The sequence below is a fragment of the Kribbella sp. NBC_01510 genome, from assembly GCF_045040325.1.
Lineage (GTDB): Bacteria > Actinomycetota > Actinomycetes > Propionibacteriales > Kribbellaceae > Kribbella.
Genome location: NZ_CP109418.1, coordinates 4,884,290 through 4,897,780, shown reverse-complemented (window position 1 = coordinate 4,897,780; position 13,491 = coordinate 4,884,290). Strand labels below are relative to the sequence as shown.

Sequence of the window (13,491 nt, the reverse complement as noted above, 5' to 3'; positions counted from 1 at the left end):
TGACGAGTAGGGCCGCGATCGGCGAACCGTCCGATGCCCTGCTTCCGGCGTCCGGCAACAGCGCCCGATGCGGACGACCGCGACCGGCCCACCTATCTGTCGGCTCGACGTCGGCGCGGGGCAGTTCGACGCTGCGCAGCCTTCATCTCGTGAGTTTCGCGAGAACGTCCTGGTAAGCCTTTTCGAAGCTGGCGATGCCGTTCTCTTCGAGGGTGCGTCCCACGGCCGTCATGTCGATACCGACCGCAGCCAGGCGTTCCATGATTTCGGCTGCCTGCGATAGACCGTGGTCGACGGTCCGCGCCGTTCTGCCGTGGTCCTCGAAGGCGGCAATGGTTGCCTCGGGCAAAGTCGTGACAGTGTCGGGGCCGATGAGCTCCTCGACATAGCGGGTGTCGCGGTCGCCGGGATTCTTGGTGGACGTCGAGACCCACAGCGGACGCTGGATATCAGCTCCCAGGTCGGCGAGGTGGTGCCAGCGTCGGCTCGAGAACTGTTCGGTGAACGACCGGTAGGCCAGCTTGGCCTGAGCGACGGCGGCCTGACCGCGCAGGGCCAGCGCCTCGTCGGTGCCGAGCGCCTCGAGTCGATGGTCGACCTCGGTATCAACCCGGCTCACGAAGAAAGATGCGACGCTGCTGACAGTCGAGGGATCACCGCCGTTCGCAGTGAACTTCTCCAGGCCGGACAGGTACGCCTCGATGATCTCGGCGTAGCGGGACAGGGAGAACAGCAGCGTCACGTTGACACTGCTCCCTTCGCCGGTCAGCGTTTCGACGGCGGTCACACCTTCGGCCGTCGCCGGGATCTTCACCAGCAGATTGGGTTGGGGCGAGACGACGCCGCAACCATCGCGCTGCGTCGATCGTGCCGGCCGCGTCGTGAGCCAACTCCGGAGACACTTCCACCGACACGAACCCGTCAACGCAGTCTCCGGCGTCGAAGACCGGTCGCAGTACAGTGAGCGCCTGGCCGACGTCGGACATGAGCAACTCCCAGTACGCCTTGTCCACCGATGCGCCGACCGACATCAGCGCCGAGAACTGCTCGTCGTAGTCGTCGGATCCAAGGATGCTCCTGGCGAAGATCGTCGGATTCGCTGTGACGCCGCGGATCCCTTTGCCGACCAATCGCGTCAGAGTTCCGTCACGCAGGTAGGCCCGGGTGAGATTGTCGAGCCAGGGGCTCTGCCCGAAGTAGGCATAGAGATGTTCCAGTTTGGTCATCGCGCTCTCGGTCCCCCGGTATCCGCCGGAGTCGTGGTTGTTCACTGCTCCATGTCGTGGAGCAGGTCGTCCCAATCAATGCGGGCGCGACTTGCAGCGCCGTCGCCCAGCACGAATCTGCTCGGGTCTCCAGCGGCCCTCGGCCCTGACGCCAGCCACGCCGCCATGCCGTGCACGCTTCGGCGTTCGATCTCGTCGAGATATGCCCGGCGCTCGTCGACGATCCGCATCCGTTGCGAGGTGCCCCAGGGCCAGCGTAGATTTTCCGCGACTGGTCGCTTCGACAATCATGACATCGAGGTTCTCGTTGCAGTGATCGGTCGCAGACAAGGCCGGCCGCGACCATAGCGGCCCGACCCAAGCCGGAAGTACCCAAGTGGCGCGTCGGAAATGGCGCCCAGTCCCCTCGACGCCCTGACAGCCGCCACGCAGCCAGAGCCCACTGGTCGAAGGGAACACCCTCCGCATCGATCGCTGACACAGGCTGAGCCTCCCCGCTGCCGGAGCCTCCGCGTTCAAAAGCGCGGCCGTCAACACACCTTTCCATCAGCATCCCGTCGATCGCCGCGCCCAGGCCGCCACCCCAGGCCTGGGCCAGCTCAATCTGGGTCTGGGCCTCGATCAAAGGCGCGTTCGCGGCGTAGGTTTCGGCGCGCAGATAGTTCTGGTCCAGGTGGGACAGCCGGTCGCGGGGTCAGTACCGCTATCCCTGGCGACATGACCGGTGGGTACCCGATGTTGAGGGCGTGCGCGGTCAGGACGGCCGCGATCGTAACGTGCAGATCGGCCAGCCGGGTCCCGCCGCCGGACACCGCGGTGAACGCTTCGACGAATCTTGGCTGCCAGGCTGCGACCTCGAGCAGCACCTCAGACAGATCCACCCCTCGGCAGCATGGCCTGCAGCCGCTGGCGCAGATCGATCAGGCTCGGTGGGTCTGGGAGGCCTTCAATGTGTTGCACATGCAGCTGGCCGTCGTCGACGGTGACGGCGGTGTTCACCACCAGCCGGCCGCCGACCTCGCGGTAGGAGACATCCAGCAGCCTTGCATGCCCCAGCCAGCAGCCGATCCGGATCCTCGGGCAGCCCGAGCGAGTTCAACGCGGCCGGATCGCCGCCACCCACGCAGGCCCGTCGAGCAACTGGGCCCGCGGATCACGCCACCTGGTCGACGTCGCCGCGTACACATCGCGACGCAGCAGCGCCCGATGGAACCGCTCCCCTACACAGAACTCCCAGCCCGCCTTGTCGACCACGCCGTCCGGCAGCCCCGCCGGTGCACCAGCCGGCGCCGCTCACCACCCAGCAGGTCGGCATCGATCACAGTCCGGGATCTGTCCGCCAGTCAGCTTGCGTGACCGGTAGGCCAGCACCTCCGGCAGCGCACGCATCGCGGCCAGGACCCGCTCGCCGTCGGTGGTCGCGCCGAAGGAGATCACCTCGCACAGCATCGGCAGAGAACCCCGCACTGTGGCGATCCGCCCGGCGAGCTCGGCGCGCCATTCCCCATCCGGATCGGCTCCCGGTGGTGGTGCCACATCGTCGATCTTGTCCACCGCCGCGCGTAGTTCCGCGCGCGACACCACCGCTTCGATCGACTCCCACAACTGCTCGACGGTGATGTTCTCGCCAACTCAGTCGCCTCGAACAGCACCTCCACCGCAGCCGCAAGCTTGCCCGCATCCTTGGAGACCCACGGGTAACGGCGCAGCTTCTCCCTGTTCGACTCCCGCTCCCCGCGAGCCAGCAGGTTCCGACACCAGCAACACCGTCCAGGAGCTCCAAGGCGTCATCGACCGCCTTGCCCTGTAGGTGCCGGAGCGCGGCGAGCATCGTGGCCAGCCGGCGCTCAACCGGGTGCCGCTTCAACGCCGGAGCCTTGCCTGACAGCCCGTATCGGGCCAGCTCGGCCACCCGCCGCGCCGGTACCGCGGTCAGATCGATCCCGCCGACCCCGAGGCCGGCGATCTGCGACACGCGGTCCAACGCTTTCACCATCTGCGGCCCCGACGGCTTCGCGGACGGTCCCTTCCGGAGCTGGTCGAACCGAGACGTCCGCGCACCATCCGGCACCTCCAGCGACAAATCCAGCAGCGGGCTACAGATCGACGACCCGGCCGGCGGGGCTGCCTTGCTCGGCGGCGCGACGCCCGAGTTCGCGCACGATCGCGAGCTCGTGCTCGCGGGGCTGCAGCCCGGCGATGGCAGCGTCCGCGAGCAAGGTGAGGTATTCGATCAGCAGCTCCAGCGGCGCTTGGGAATCCCCGACGGCGGCCTGTGCGATCGCGGTCAGCCAGGCTTCATCTGCGCTGTTCACGGGCCGTCGCCCGAACGCGGTAGCCGACGGGATTCGCTTATCTCACTCCCCTTCGCGCGGGATCGATGCGGGTGTGAGGCGCTGTTCCAGTAGAGCATCGTTGCCGGGCGTCGGCCATAAGGCCGGTCACAGGTTCGCCGATCGTGGCAGTACCTGTCGTGGCGCAGGAACGGCACAGTCGAAGCCACAGGGATCCAAGCTGAACGGAGCGACGACATGACGAAGGCAAATGCTGTATCAACCCACGACTACCGGGCCGAGACCATTCCCTACTGGGGGCCCGCCGATAGGCCCAGCTACCGCCTGCCCGCCACGCGCCGTAGCGGCGCGCGTCGCAGCCTACGCGCAAGCCTCCGGCATTGGCGCCGCGGCATGGGAAGGGCGCGACGGAATGCGCCTCCTCCGACCCGTGTGTAGTCGCATTAAACCGTGACCGCCGCCCGGTCCTTGTCGGTGTCGACGGCTCGGTGTCTGCGCCGGGCGCGCCGGCCTAGGTGTGATGTCCAGGGAGGTTGGTCAGCCGGGTGATGGGTGGCTGGCCTCCGATGGCGGAGTGGGGTCGGTGGTGATTGTAGAAGTGGAGCCAGGCGGGTAGGGCTGTTCGTCGTTCGGTTTCTGATTGGTAGTGCCGGGTGTAGGTCCAGCCGTCGGCCAGGGTTCGGTGGAATCTCTCGATGCCGTTGGTTTGGGGCCCGTGGGGCCGGGTGTGTTTCGGGGTGATGCCGAGCTCGGTGCAGGCGTCGCGCCAGGCGGAGGATTTGTAGGCCGAGCCGTTGTCGGACAGGACGCGTTCGACGGTGACACCGTGGTCGGTGAACCAGGCCAACGCGCAAAGCAGCATTTCTGAGATTCAGCCCACACGAATTGGCAGGAATCGAACGATTGTGTTGGATGCCTTCTCCGTCGAATCTGGAGCCCTGTCGCCAATCGTCACGATCGATGTCCCAGGCAACGAGGTACCGGCGACGACCGGTGCGCACCAGCCGATGCGGCAGACCGCCAACGGGGCGGTCATCTGCTGCCTGGCCGGAACAGCGCCGGTCCCACCGCTTCCACCGGGCCTTCATGCGGCGCTCAAGGCGCTACGCTATCGACTAGAAGCCGTGGTGGGCTCTGGGCTGATGTCTCAATGCAGACGCCGACCTGAAGGAAAGGTGCCAGGCGCCGCAAAGTCAAACAGCCCCGTCGTGGCCGCCACCATCCGGCATTCAGGTGCGTCAGCGGCCTATGAAGCCAGGGGCACCCACCGGGGTCGGGTTGGGACGTACAGCCCCGCCACCACCATAAATGGGTGTTGGCCCCGATGGTGGTTGCGGTCGGCCTCAACCATGGTTGGAGGCAGGACGCAACTGAGGCGAACGGCGCGCAAGACGTGGCCCTGTTGGCCTCAGCGGCGCCTATCTTCATGTCCACTGTTCGTGAGAGGACGTACCTTAAGTGAGCACCGACGCGGCCCGTTCCCCTGAGCATGACGTGCATGAGGCCCGCCAGCGCCTGGGACACGAACACAGCTCCCGTCTCATTCAATTGAGCGCAATCGAAGACGGCGCTGCCCACGCCGCAGAGGAACTCATCGCGGCTCAGACAGCCGCCATCCGGCGCGTGCTGACCGAGATCAAGGCTGCCGAGGACCGTCTGACCAACCGCTCCTATGGCACGTGCCAGCACTGCGGCACGAGTATTCCAGTTGAACGTCTGGGGATCCTGCCCTACGTGCGCTATTGCGTCGATTGTCAGCAGCGCGCCTCCTGATCTGTCTGTCTTCTTACGCCTGGTAGAGGGTTGTGAAGCCTTGACTTACTCGTTCGCCACTGTCGGCGAAGTCGAACTCGCCCCCGAGGATCTGGCCTCGCTGCGCGCTGATCTTCACGACGAGCGCGCGTTCCGCCTGGAGCAACTGGACGGCATCGCCGAAGTCTGGCCAATCGACGGCGGCCGGCCAGACGACCAGCACGCGATAGCCCGAGAAGAGGTGCTGAACGCGCTTGCTGCAGCCGCCCAAGTGGTACTCACCGATGTCGACGCCGCGCTCAGCCGGATGAAGTCCGGCATGTACGGCAGCTGCCACCTGTGCGACTGGCCCATCCCTCTGCCGCGCTTGCGCATCATTCCGCACGATCGGTACTGCGGGCCGTGCCACCAACTCAAGGAGGCAGCCTCATGACTTCGTTTCCGCGTAGGGCGCCGCTGCAACGCCGTGGAGCGTGGTCGGCTAGCCAGCGGTCTTTCGGCATAGCGATCGACCTGGGCAGCGCCCGCACCCGAGCTTGGATGCCCGACCATGGGCTGATCTTCGACGTGCCCACGATCACTTCGCCAGGCGCAGACGGTGTCTCTTATCCGGTGCGCCGCGGCAATATCGTCGACCGCCCAGGGGCCGCGCGCATGCTCGATCAACTGCTGGGCTGCCGAGCCGGCCTCGGTCGCTACTCCCTCATCGTCTTGACCACCCCGGTCCTGTGCGCCGACCAGCAGCGCAGCGCGGCTCTGGCCGCGCTGGAGGTCCTCGACGTCCGCAAGGTATTGACCATCGAGAGTGTGAAAGCTGCCGCCTTCGGAGCAGGCGCCGATCTGAACCGGCCACTGCTGGTCGTGGATATCGGAGCCCACCTCACCGAGGTGGGACTGCTCGTGCACAGTGCCGTGATGCAGGCCCATCGACTCGCCGTGGGAACCTCGGATCTGGGCACTACGACGACCGCTGCTGGGCTGGTGCGGTCGATCGTGGCAGTGGTGACCGATCTCCTGGGCCAGGACTGCCGCCCGCAGGTTGTCGGTGCTTTGGACCGGGGGCTGCTGCTCACCGGAGGTGGCGCTCTGCGTCCGGAGATCACGTACCGGTTGGCCAAACGCCTGTCCGCCCCGGTGCGGCCCGCTCCCGCCCCGCACTTCGCCGCCATCCGTGGCGCCGGCCTCACCCTGGTCGCGGCCCAGCGCCACCCCAGCTTCGGGACCAAGTCGCGTTGTGACTCCCTGCGCCTGCCAGCCGGGGGCACAGAGCGACGTGCCGATTGACAGAGGCTGCTCCGGGACGACGCTAGTTGGCCCGAGGCGAACGCCATCAGTTGACTTTGACGGTCCAGGAGGCGGATGGCCGCGGCTGCCACGGGACGGGTCCTGTTCCGGGCGTACGGCACTCCCGCGCGGTTCGGATCCAGCGGGCGGATACTGAGCGTAGGTGTGATTGAGAGAGGCGACGTTGCGATGGCGTTGTTCTTGCGAATCTTCGGACTCAATGCGGTGGTCCTTGGCGCAGCCACGGCGCTGCTGCTGTGGACGTGACCGTGTCCGTGCCGGTACTCCTTACCGCGGCTGTCGTGCTGATCGGCGGCTTGGCCGTAATGCTGGTCGCCAACGCCGTCCTGCTGCGCGTTGGCCTGGCACCGTTGGAGCGAGTGACTCGTCGGATGGCCACGGTCGCAGACATCAGCTTCGGCGATGGACGAGAGTCTTTGGTGCGCACCGCGATCGACATTACGGGGCGCCTGGACGTGCTGGTCAACAATGCGGGAGTGACCGCTACGGCGCCTGTTCGCGGGCGCCGCGAGACTGCCCATCATGCCGCTGCCGGCCGGCCGCCTTCAGCCCGTTGACGTACGCGAGGTGGCCGACCGGCTGGTCGAGCTGGCGCTCGGGCAGCCGCGTGGCCGCGTACGCGACCTGGCCGGCCCTGGGGTCCGCGACACCGGTGATCTGGCGCGCGCCTACCTGCGCATCAACGGCAAGCAACGCCCCCTCTTGACTGGGTCGATGTCACCAGCGGTAGATCCGTTGCATGACCTGATGCCGCGGCGCTTCCTGCGGGCCGGGGTAGGCGATGAGGATCGGGGCGTGGTCGGGTCCACGTCCCTCGACGAGGGTGAACCCATCGAGGGTTGACCGCGTCACCTGGGCGGACTGTTGCCTCAGTACTCGTTCGCACCGGTCCAGTTCGCTCTGGCTGGGCGCGGTCCAGATGAGGTACTGCACGCCAATGTGGCCGAGGCTGTGCGGGGCCCTTGGACCGCGTCTGCGCAGATACAGCTGGAAGCCGTCAGGGCAGGTGAGGAGCGCGGCGTCGAGGTCGCGGACGGCGATGGTCCACGCCAGCAGCTCGGTGTAGAAGGCAACCGCCCGGTCCAGCTCGGTCACGAACATCACCGCGGAGGCAAGGCTCAAACTCCCCGGCCGTCCCGCCTCAGCTGGGTTCTCCTGGCCGGGACGGGGGCCAGGTTCAGCTGCGGCGAGTGCGGCTGCGTCGTCGAGAGACATCCCGGGAACCTTTCTCGCGGGTCTGGCCGGCTACCAGCGGGGATGCCGCCAGGTTCGCCAGCACCTCGTGGTAGGCCTTGTCGAAACTGGCGATGCCGTTGTCCTCCAGGGTGCAGCCGACGGCGGTCATGTCGATGCCGACCGCTGCCAGCCGCTGCATCAACTCGGCTGCCTCCGGCACACCGGAGTCGACGGTGCGAGCCATCTTGCCGTGGTCCTCGAAGGCGGCGATGGTTGCTTCGGGCAAGGTCGTGACGGTGTCGGGCCCGATGAGTTCCTCGACATAGCGGGTGTCGCGGTCCTTGGGGTTCTTGGTGGACGTCGAGGCCCACAATGGACGCTGGATATCTGCACCCAGGACGGCGAGCCGGTGCCAGCGGCGGCTAGAGAACTGTTCGGTGAACAACCGGTAGGCCAGCTTGGCCTGCGCGACGGCAGCTTGGCCGCGCAGGGCTAGCGCCTCGTCGGTCCCGAGCGCCTCGAGGCGCTGGTCAACCTCGGTGTCGACCCGGCTGACGAAGAACGACGCGACGCTACTGACCGTCGAGGGATCACCCCCGTTCGCGGTGAACTTCTCAAGCCCGGACAGATAGGACTCGATGATCTCGGCGTAGCGGGTCAGCGAGAACAACAGCGTGACGTTGATGCTGCAGCCCTCGGCGGTCAGCGTCTCGACGGCGGTGACACCTTCGGCGGTCGCTGGAATCTTCACGAGCAGATTGGGTTGGTCAATCCGCCGGCGCAGCCACCGCGCGGCGGCGATCGTGCCCGGCGCGTCGTGAGCCAGCTCGGGAGACACCTCCACCGACACGAACCCGTCGATGCAGTCACCCCCGTCGAAGACCGGACGCAGAACATCGAGGGCCTGGCTGGCGTCGGAGATGACCAACTCCCAGTACGCCTCGTCCACCGACTTGCCGGCCGCCATCAGCGCCGCGAACTGGTCGTCGTAGTCGTGCGAACCGGAGATGCTCCGGGCGAAGATCGACGGGTTCGCGGTGACGCCGCGGATCCCGTTGGCCACCATGCGCGCCAGAGTCCCGTCACGCAGATAGGCGCGGGTGAGGTTGTCCAGCCACGGGCTCTGCCCGCAGTAGCCGTAGAGGTGCTCAAGCTTGGTCATCGCGTACCTGGTCTCCCTGCCGTCCGCAGCAGCGGCTGTCGAGTTGTGGTGTTCATTTGCCTGTGTCGTGGAGCAGGCCGTTCCAGTCGATCGGGGCGCGGCCTGCCGTGCTGTCTCTCAGGACGAACCTGGTGGGGTCTCCGGCGGCTCTGGCCCCGGATGCCAGCCACGCAGCCATGCCCCGGGCATTGCGGTGCTCGATCTCGTCGAGATACGCCCGGCGCTCTTCGACGATCCGCAGCCGCTGTACTGGCGAATTCGCCCTTTGCAGAGCAGAGAAGCTGGCCCGCCAGGCGAGGCACAAGGCATCGTCGCTCAGGGAGGCCGGTGCGACGTGAGGCTTTGCCGGGCGGTCCAGCTCGGCCCTGGAGGTCTGCTTCGGCGCGGACCCTGGCGAGCGCTCGCCAGGGTCCGGTGGGGCAGGCCGCAGCGAAGGCTCCGCCAGGTGACCGTGTTGTCTGAGCCACTGCAAGCAGAAGCGGATCGCGTAGGGCGATCCGCCGACCGTGATCGCCAGCAGCAGGACTGCCATCGGGGCACCGAGTAACGTCCCCAGGCCGACGAGCGCCACGCTCCCTGCCCCGCTGAGAACCGAGCTGGTGAGCACTATTCGTCGTCGGTCGCGCGGGAGCCGGGTCGTGCGTTCAGGGTCCAGCGCGACCATTGCGGCGACTCCGCCAAGGAAGGCCGCGACGACGAACAGCATGACGTTCGCCGCCGACGACCAGGTGAAGGCGACCACGGCGCCCAGGGCGCCGAGCATCCCACACAAGAACAGCCATACAGTGCGATAGATGCTCATCGTGTGCTCTCCCGCACCGCAGCGACGGCTGCGTTGAACCGGGCGGCGGATAATTGGTCCACGACAAACCTCCTAACGAGTGCGGGCGGGTCGCACGTGCCCCCTGTCTTTCGGCGCTGCACACGAACGACAGTCCACTCGTCATCCACGCTGCTCAGCCAGACAACGCAGTACGCCCTCATTGCGTCCTTCTGCATCTGATGTTCGTGCACTGACGACTCTGCCCTTACGGGGCGACGACGCCTATGGCCACGATCGGCCATCCTGCGGCCGGTCTGATGGCCGACGCTCGGCAACCAAGGCAGCGTCAACTAAGCGCCGGGCGGAAGGTCCCACGCCGTCATTCAAGGAGCCGCGCGCTGAGTACGGCGGTGCGAACGCGAACCGTTGCGCTGGATCGGCTGGATCATGGCTGGTCAGGGACTTCACATTGCCGGTGGTCGGTCAGGAAGCCAGTCACAGCTTGGCCGGTCGCGGCAGTACCCGCCGGTCCGCGCGAATGACACGGTCGGTACCGCAGGGCATCGAGAGCTGAAGCGGAGCGGCGACATGACGAAGGCAATTGCTGTGAGGTACCGCGGCCGTCGGCCGGTCCTGGTCGGGGTCGATGGTTCGGTCTCCGCGCAAGGGGCGCTGTCCTGGGCCGCAGCGGAGGCGTCGTACCGGCACTGTCCGTTGCACATAGTTCACGCAGTCAATTGGCCGACGATCGGCAACCCACTCGACAGATCGGTGGTCGGGCCGATGACCGACGGTCTGCGAGCAGCGGCCGAATGGGTCCTCGGCGATGCGGAGAACCACGCGCGGCGCGCGGCTCCCGGCATCGGAGTCACCGCTGAACTGTTTATCGCCGGCACCGCACCGACGTTGCTGAGTCAGGCACAACACGCCGAATTGGTGGTCGTGGGCAGCCGGGGCATCGGCGGTTTCCGCGGTCTGCTCGTCGGGTCGGTAAGTGCCACCCTGGCCGCGCACGCCCCATGCCCGGTGATCGTGGTGCGTCCGCACCGGGAGGGGGCGGCGTTCCGTGCCTCTCCACGGGGCCGGATCGTGGTCGGCGTCGACGGGTCAGAGGTCTCGACCGCAGCGATCCGGTTCGCGTTTCAGGAGACCGCACGCCGCCATGTCGGAGTCATCGCCGTACACGCCGCGATGCCGCGGCGACGGCATCCGTCACATGGCATGTCCGCAGCGGTTGTCGCACAGCTCGAACAGCAACTGTTCGGTGAGTCGCTGGACCACCTGCGGATCCGCGGCATCGGCTTGCAGACGAAGCTGGTTCGCAGTCATCCGGCACAGGCGCTGATCGACGAATCGGCTGGCGCCGAACTGGTCGTGGTTCGCTCGCACGGCCGCGGCGGCTTCGCCGGCATGCTCCTTGGCTCTGTGAGCCAGGCAGTGCTGCAGCACGCCAGCTGTCCGGTAGCCGCGCCCGACGCCGTCGTCCATCTGCTCACCAGGATCCCTGCCAGGATCGATCCGAAGCGGATGTCCCGCGACTTCGCCCAGACCAACCGGCTGCGGACCCAAGGCACCCTCAACCTGGTGGACGCAGCTCATCAGGCCGGAGCCAAGCGCGTCATCACCCAAGGCCTGGCCTACGTCTACGAGCCGAAGAGACCCGGTCTGGCCACCGAGGACGAGCCGTTCTGGCACCACCCACCAAAGGAGTTCCGTCCTGTCCTCGATGCCCTGCGGGAGCTGGAAGAGCTCACCGAGGAAGCGGGCGGACTCGTTTTGCGGCTGGGTCATCTGTACGGTCCCGGCACGATCTATGCGCCTGATGGAGCCTTCATCGGTCTGGTGCGGGCCGGCAAGGTGCCGATCATCGGACCCGGCACCGGAACCTTCTCCTTCACACACACAGATGATGCCGCCGGCGCCATCGCCGCGGCCCTGGACAGTACCGTCAGCGGCGCGCTCAATGTGGTCGACGACGAGCCTGCGCATGTCCGCGAGTGGCTGCCGGTCCTGGCCCGACTCCTGAACGCACCCCAGCCGATACGTGTGCCAGCAGCACTGGCCAGATTGGCGATCGGCAGTTGGGGTGTCGCCTTCATGACCAGACTCCGCGGCGCCGACAACACCAACGCCAGATGCGTCCTCGACTGGCGCCCAAACTACCCATCGTGGCGCCAGGGGTTCGCGGCCGAACTTTCTCGCGAAGGGTCAGCGCCGTAGATGAGTCTGGCTTGAGGCTCGGGTAAGGCGGGTAGCAATGGGGCCGAGCCGGGGCGTGCAGGACGAAGCCCCCCTGCACGGGATAGACCGAGGTCGAGATGCTGGTCGAGGTGAGCCGCGCTACGTCCTCCTCGGACAGCTCGCGCGGCGTGAACCGGGTTCCGGCCGGTACGCGCGGAGACATTCGGTCGACCCGAAAGGTGCGCCAGTTGTCGCGATCGATGTCCCAGGCAACGAGATACCAACGACGCCCGGTGTGGACGAGCCGGTGCGGCTCGGTGGTACGGATGCTCGACGTCCCGGTCTTGTCCCGACAGTCGAAGCGCAGCCGCTGATGGTCCGGCAGACCGCAGCGACCGCATGGTCTTTGCCAGCAGGTCTGCGTCGGAAGCAATTCGCCCTGTCCAGCTCCGTCGCGAACATCATTGCGGAAGCGAGACTCAAACCGGGCAGCCACACGACGACGTACAGCGGCGCCGGATATCGCCACCGGTCAACAGGGCTTGGGTGGAGACGCGCGCGGTGGCCGGGATCGTCAGTTTGTTGGTGCTCATGGTGGGGTCCTTCCAGGGGGATTGAGGTGATTCGTCACCCCTGCGTCGATCGAGCCCACCAGGAATCGACACCCCGTGAGATTCAGGCCAGTTCGGACTTGAAGCCGAGGCGCCACGACGGGTAGCGCAACTCCCAGCCGAGCTCCCGCTTGGCCTTCGCGTTGGAGAAACCGCGACCCTCGGCCAGCACCGTCACCGCCACCGCACCGGCCAGCGGCCGGGCCAACCAGACCGGGACCCGCATCGGCTTCTTCGCTCCCGCGCACTCGGCCAGGTAGGGCAGCCAGTCGTTCGCCTCGGCCGGTTCGTCGTCGACGATGTTGAAGACACCCTTGGCCTTCTGCTCGACCGCAAGCACGGTCGCGCTGGCTGCGTCGTCCAGATGGATCCACGAGCAGACACCCGCACCACTCCCGACCACCGGGAACTGCCGCTTGCGGATCGGCTCGACTAGATCCTCCATCGCGCCCGGCCCGTAGAACCAGCCATACCGCAGTACGGCGCCACCCGCCTTCACCACCACGTCCTCGACGTGACGCAGCGCAGCCATCCCGGGCTCGGCCGGCGTACCCGTCATCGGGTCGATCGGATCCTGCTCGGTCTTCAGCAACGCACCGGAACGCAGGCCGTTCCAGGCGCCGTAGCCCTGCGCGACGAGGTTCGTCACCCCGGCCGCCTCCGCGGCGGCGAGCAGGTGGTCGGTCCCCTCGGTCCGCAGCCTGTTGGTCCCGGCGAACCACCGGTCCATGTGCTTCATGTCGGCCTTCCCGGCGTGCGTGGCCGAGATCGCCGTCATCTGGTGCACTATCGCATCCGGCGCGGCTTTGGCCACCGCCGCTCCGACCGACGCCGCGTCGAGTCCGTCCATCACGACCGCCTCGGCGCCCAACTGCTCCACCAGGCCGGCCTTGGCCGAACTCGTCGTCGTAGCCGTCACCTGGTGCCCACGAGCCACCAACTGCGGTACCAGCCGCCGACCCAGAACGCCCGTTCCACCAGCCACGAACACCCGCATTGCCATCACCTTTCCGATTCAGAC

The 13,491-nt window shown here is 67.0% G+C and carries 15 protein-coding genes and 3 pseudogenes; 4 read left to right on the top strand and 14 right to left on the bottom strand.

All coding sequences use genetic code 11. The annotated features are described in order from the left end of the window. Positions 1-142: 142 nt before the first annotated feature. The 8 genes and pseudogenes from OG558_RS24575 to OG558_RS24540 all read right to left on the bottom strand — a co-directional run. On the bottom strand, positions 143-769 hold the full coding sequence (locus tag OG558_RS24575; RefSeq protein WP_405072215.1) for a transaldolase family protein: 627 nt from the start codon (positions 767-769) through the stop codon (positions 143-145). After that, positions 654-1,226: a transaldolase family protein gene (locus tag OG558_RS24570; protein ID WP_405065120.1), complete on the bottom strand. Its 573-nt coding sequence runs from the start codon at positions 1,224-1,226 to the stop codon at positions 654-656. The genes OG558_RS24575 and OG558_RS24570 overlap by 116 nt, the downstream gene beginning before the upstream one ends. A 41-nt stretch (positions 1,227-1,267) precedes the next feature. Beyond that, positions 1,268-1,456, bottom strand: coding sequence for a hypothetical protein (locus tag OG558_RS24565; protein ID WP_405065119.1), 189 nt, complete (start codon positions 1,454-1,456; stop codon positions 1,268-1,270). 323 nt (positions 1,457-1,779) lie between these two features. After that, positions 1,780-1,908: pseudogene (locus OG558_RS24560) on the bottom strand (Tn3 family transposase); the annotation flags it as partial. Positions 1,909-2,321: 413 nt separating this feature from the next. Next, a complete protein-coding gene (locus tag OG558_RS24555) occupies positions 2,322-2,480 on the bottom strand; it encodes a hypothetical protein (protein ID WP_405065118.1) in 159 nt (52 codons plus the stop codon). 39 nt (positions 2,481-2,519) lie between these two features. Beyond that, on the bottom strand, positions 2,520-2,831 hold the full coding sequence (locus OG558_RS24550) for a hypothetical protein (RefSeq protein ID WP_405065117.1): 312 nt from the start codon (positions 2,829-2,831) through the stop codon (positions 2,520-2,522). Positions 2,832-3,322: 491 nt separating this feature from the next. After that, a complete protein-coding gene (locus OG558_RS24545) occupies positions 3,323-3,541 on the bottom strand; it encodes a hypothetical protein (RefSeq protein ID WP_405065116.1) in 219 nt (72 codons plus the stop codon). 490 nt (positions 3,542-4,031) lie between these two features. Further along, a pseudogene (locus tag OG558_RS24540) lies at positions 4,032-4,370 on the bottom strand (integrase core domain-containing protein); the annotation flags it as partial. Between the two features lie 608 nt (positions 4,371-4,978). On the opposite strand from OG558_RS24540, the gene OG558_RS24535 reads away from it, so the two are divergent. From OG558_RS24535 to OG558_RS24525, 3 genes are read left to right on the top strand one after another with little or no spacing between them, the layout of a single operon-like run. Continuing rightward, entirely contained in the window at positions 4,979-5,293 is a 315-nt protein-coding gene (locus tag OG558_RS24535) for a TraR/DksA family transcriptional regulator (protein WP_405065115.1), read from the top strand. A 40-nt stretch (positions 5,294-5,333) separates the two neighbouring features. Then, the gene (locus OG558_RS24530) at positions 5,334-5,705 is read left to right on the top strand and encodes a TraR/DksA family transcriptional regulator (protein WP_405065114.1); all 372 of its coding nucleotides are present in this window, start codon (positions 5,334-5,336) and stop codon (positions 5,703-5,705) included. Continuing rightward, positions 5,702-6,556, top strand: a complete 855-nt coding sequence (locus tag OG558_RS24525; RefSeq protein WP_405065113.1) for a rod shape-determining protein — start codon at positions 5,702-5,704, stop codon at positions 6,554-6,556. The genes OG558_RS24530 and OG558_RS24525 overlap by 4 nt, the downstream gene beginning before the upstream one ends. A gap of 504 nt (positions 6,557-7,060) precedes the next feature. Here the strand turns inward: OG558_RS24525 and OG558_RS24520 are convergent. The 4 genes from OG558_RS24520 to OG558_RS24505 are packed head-to-tail and all read right to left on the bottom strand — an operon-like array spanning position 7,061 to position 9,678. Further along, positions 7,061-7,270: a hypothetical protein gene (locus OG558_RS24520; protein ID WP_405065112.1), complete on the bottom strand. Its 210-nt coding sequence runs from the start codon at positions 7,268-7,270 to the stop codon at positions 7,061-7,063. Positions 7,271-7,294: 24 nt separating this feature from the next. Further along, on the bottom strand, positions 7,295-7,792 hold the full coding sequence (locus OG558_RS24515) for a VOC family protein (protein ID WP_405065111.1): 498 nt from the start codon (positions 7,790-7,792) through the stop codon (positions 7,295-7,297). Next, positions 7,755-8,915, bottom strand: a complete 1,161-nt coding sequence (gene tal / locus OG558_RS24510) for a transaldolase (RefSeq protein WP_405065110.1) — start codon at positions 8,913-8,915, stop codon at positions 7,755-7,757. The genes OG558_RS24515 and tal overlap by 38 nt, the downstream gene beginning before the upstream one ends. A 52-nt stretch (positions 8,916-8,967) precedes the next feature. Further along, positions 8,968-9,678 carry a hypothetical protein gene (locus OG558_RS24505; RefSeq protein WP_405065109.1) on the bottom strand — a complete coding sequence of 237 codons (711 nt, stop codon included), beginning with the start codon at positions 9,676-9,678 and terminating at the stop codon, positions 8,968-8,970. A 588-nt stretch (positions 9,679-10,266) separates the two neighbouring features. On the opposite strand from OG558_RS24505, the gene OG558_RS24500 reads away from it, so the two are divergent. After that, complete coding sequence (locus tag OG558_RS24500; RefSeq protein WP_405065108.1) at positions 10,267-11,898, top strand: universal stress protein; 1,632 nt, start codon at positions 10,267-10,269, stop codon at positions 11,896-11,898. A gap of 138 nt (positions 11,899-12,036) precedes the next feature. On the opposite strand, the pseudogene OG558_RS24495 reads toward OG558_RS24500, so the two are convergent. Continuing rightward, a pseudogene (locus OG558_RS24495) lies at positions 12,037-12,255 on the bottom strand (helix-turn-helix transcriptional regulator); the annotation flags it as partial. A gap of 279 nt (positions 12,256-12,534) precedes the next feature. After that, entirely contained in the window at positions 12,535-13,467 is a 933-nt protein-coding gene (locus OG558_RS24490) for an NAD-dependent epimerase/dehydratase family protein (RefSeq protein WP_405065107.1), read from the bottom strand. Between the last annotated feature and the right edge of the window lie 24 nt (positions 13,468-13,491).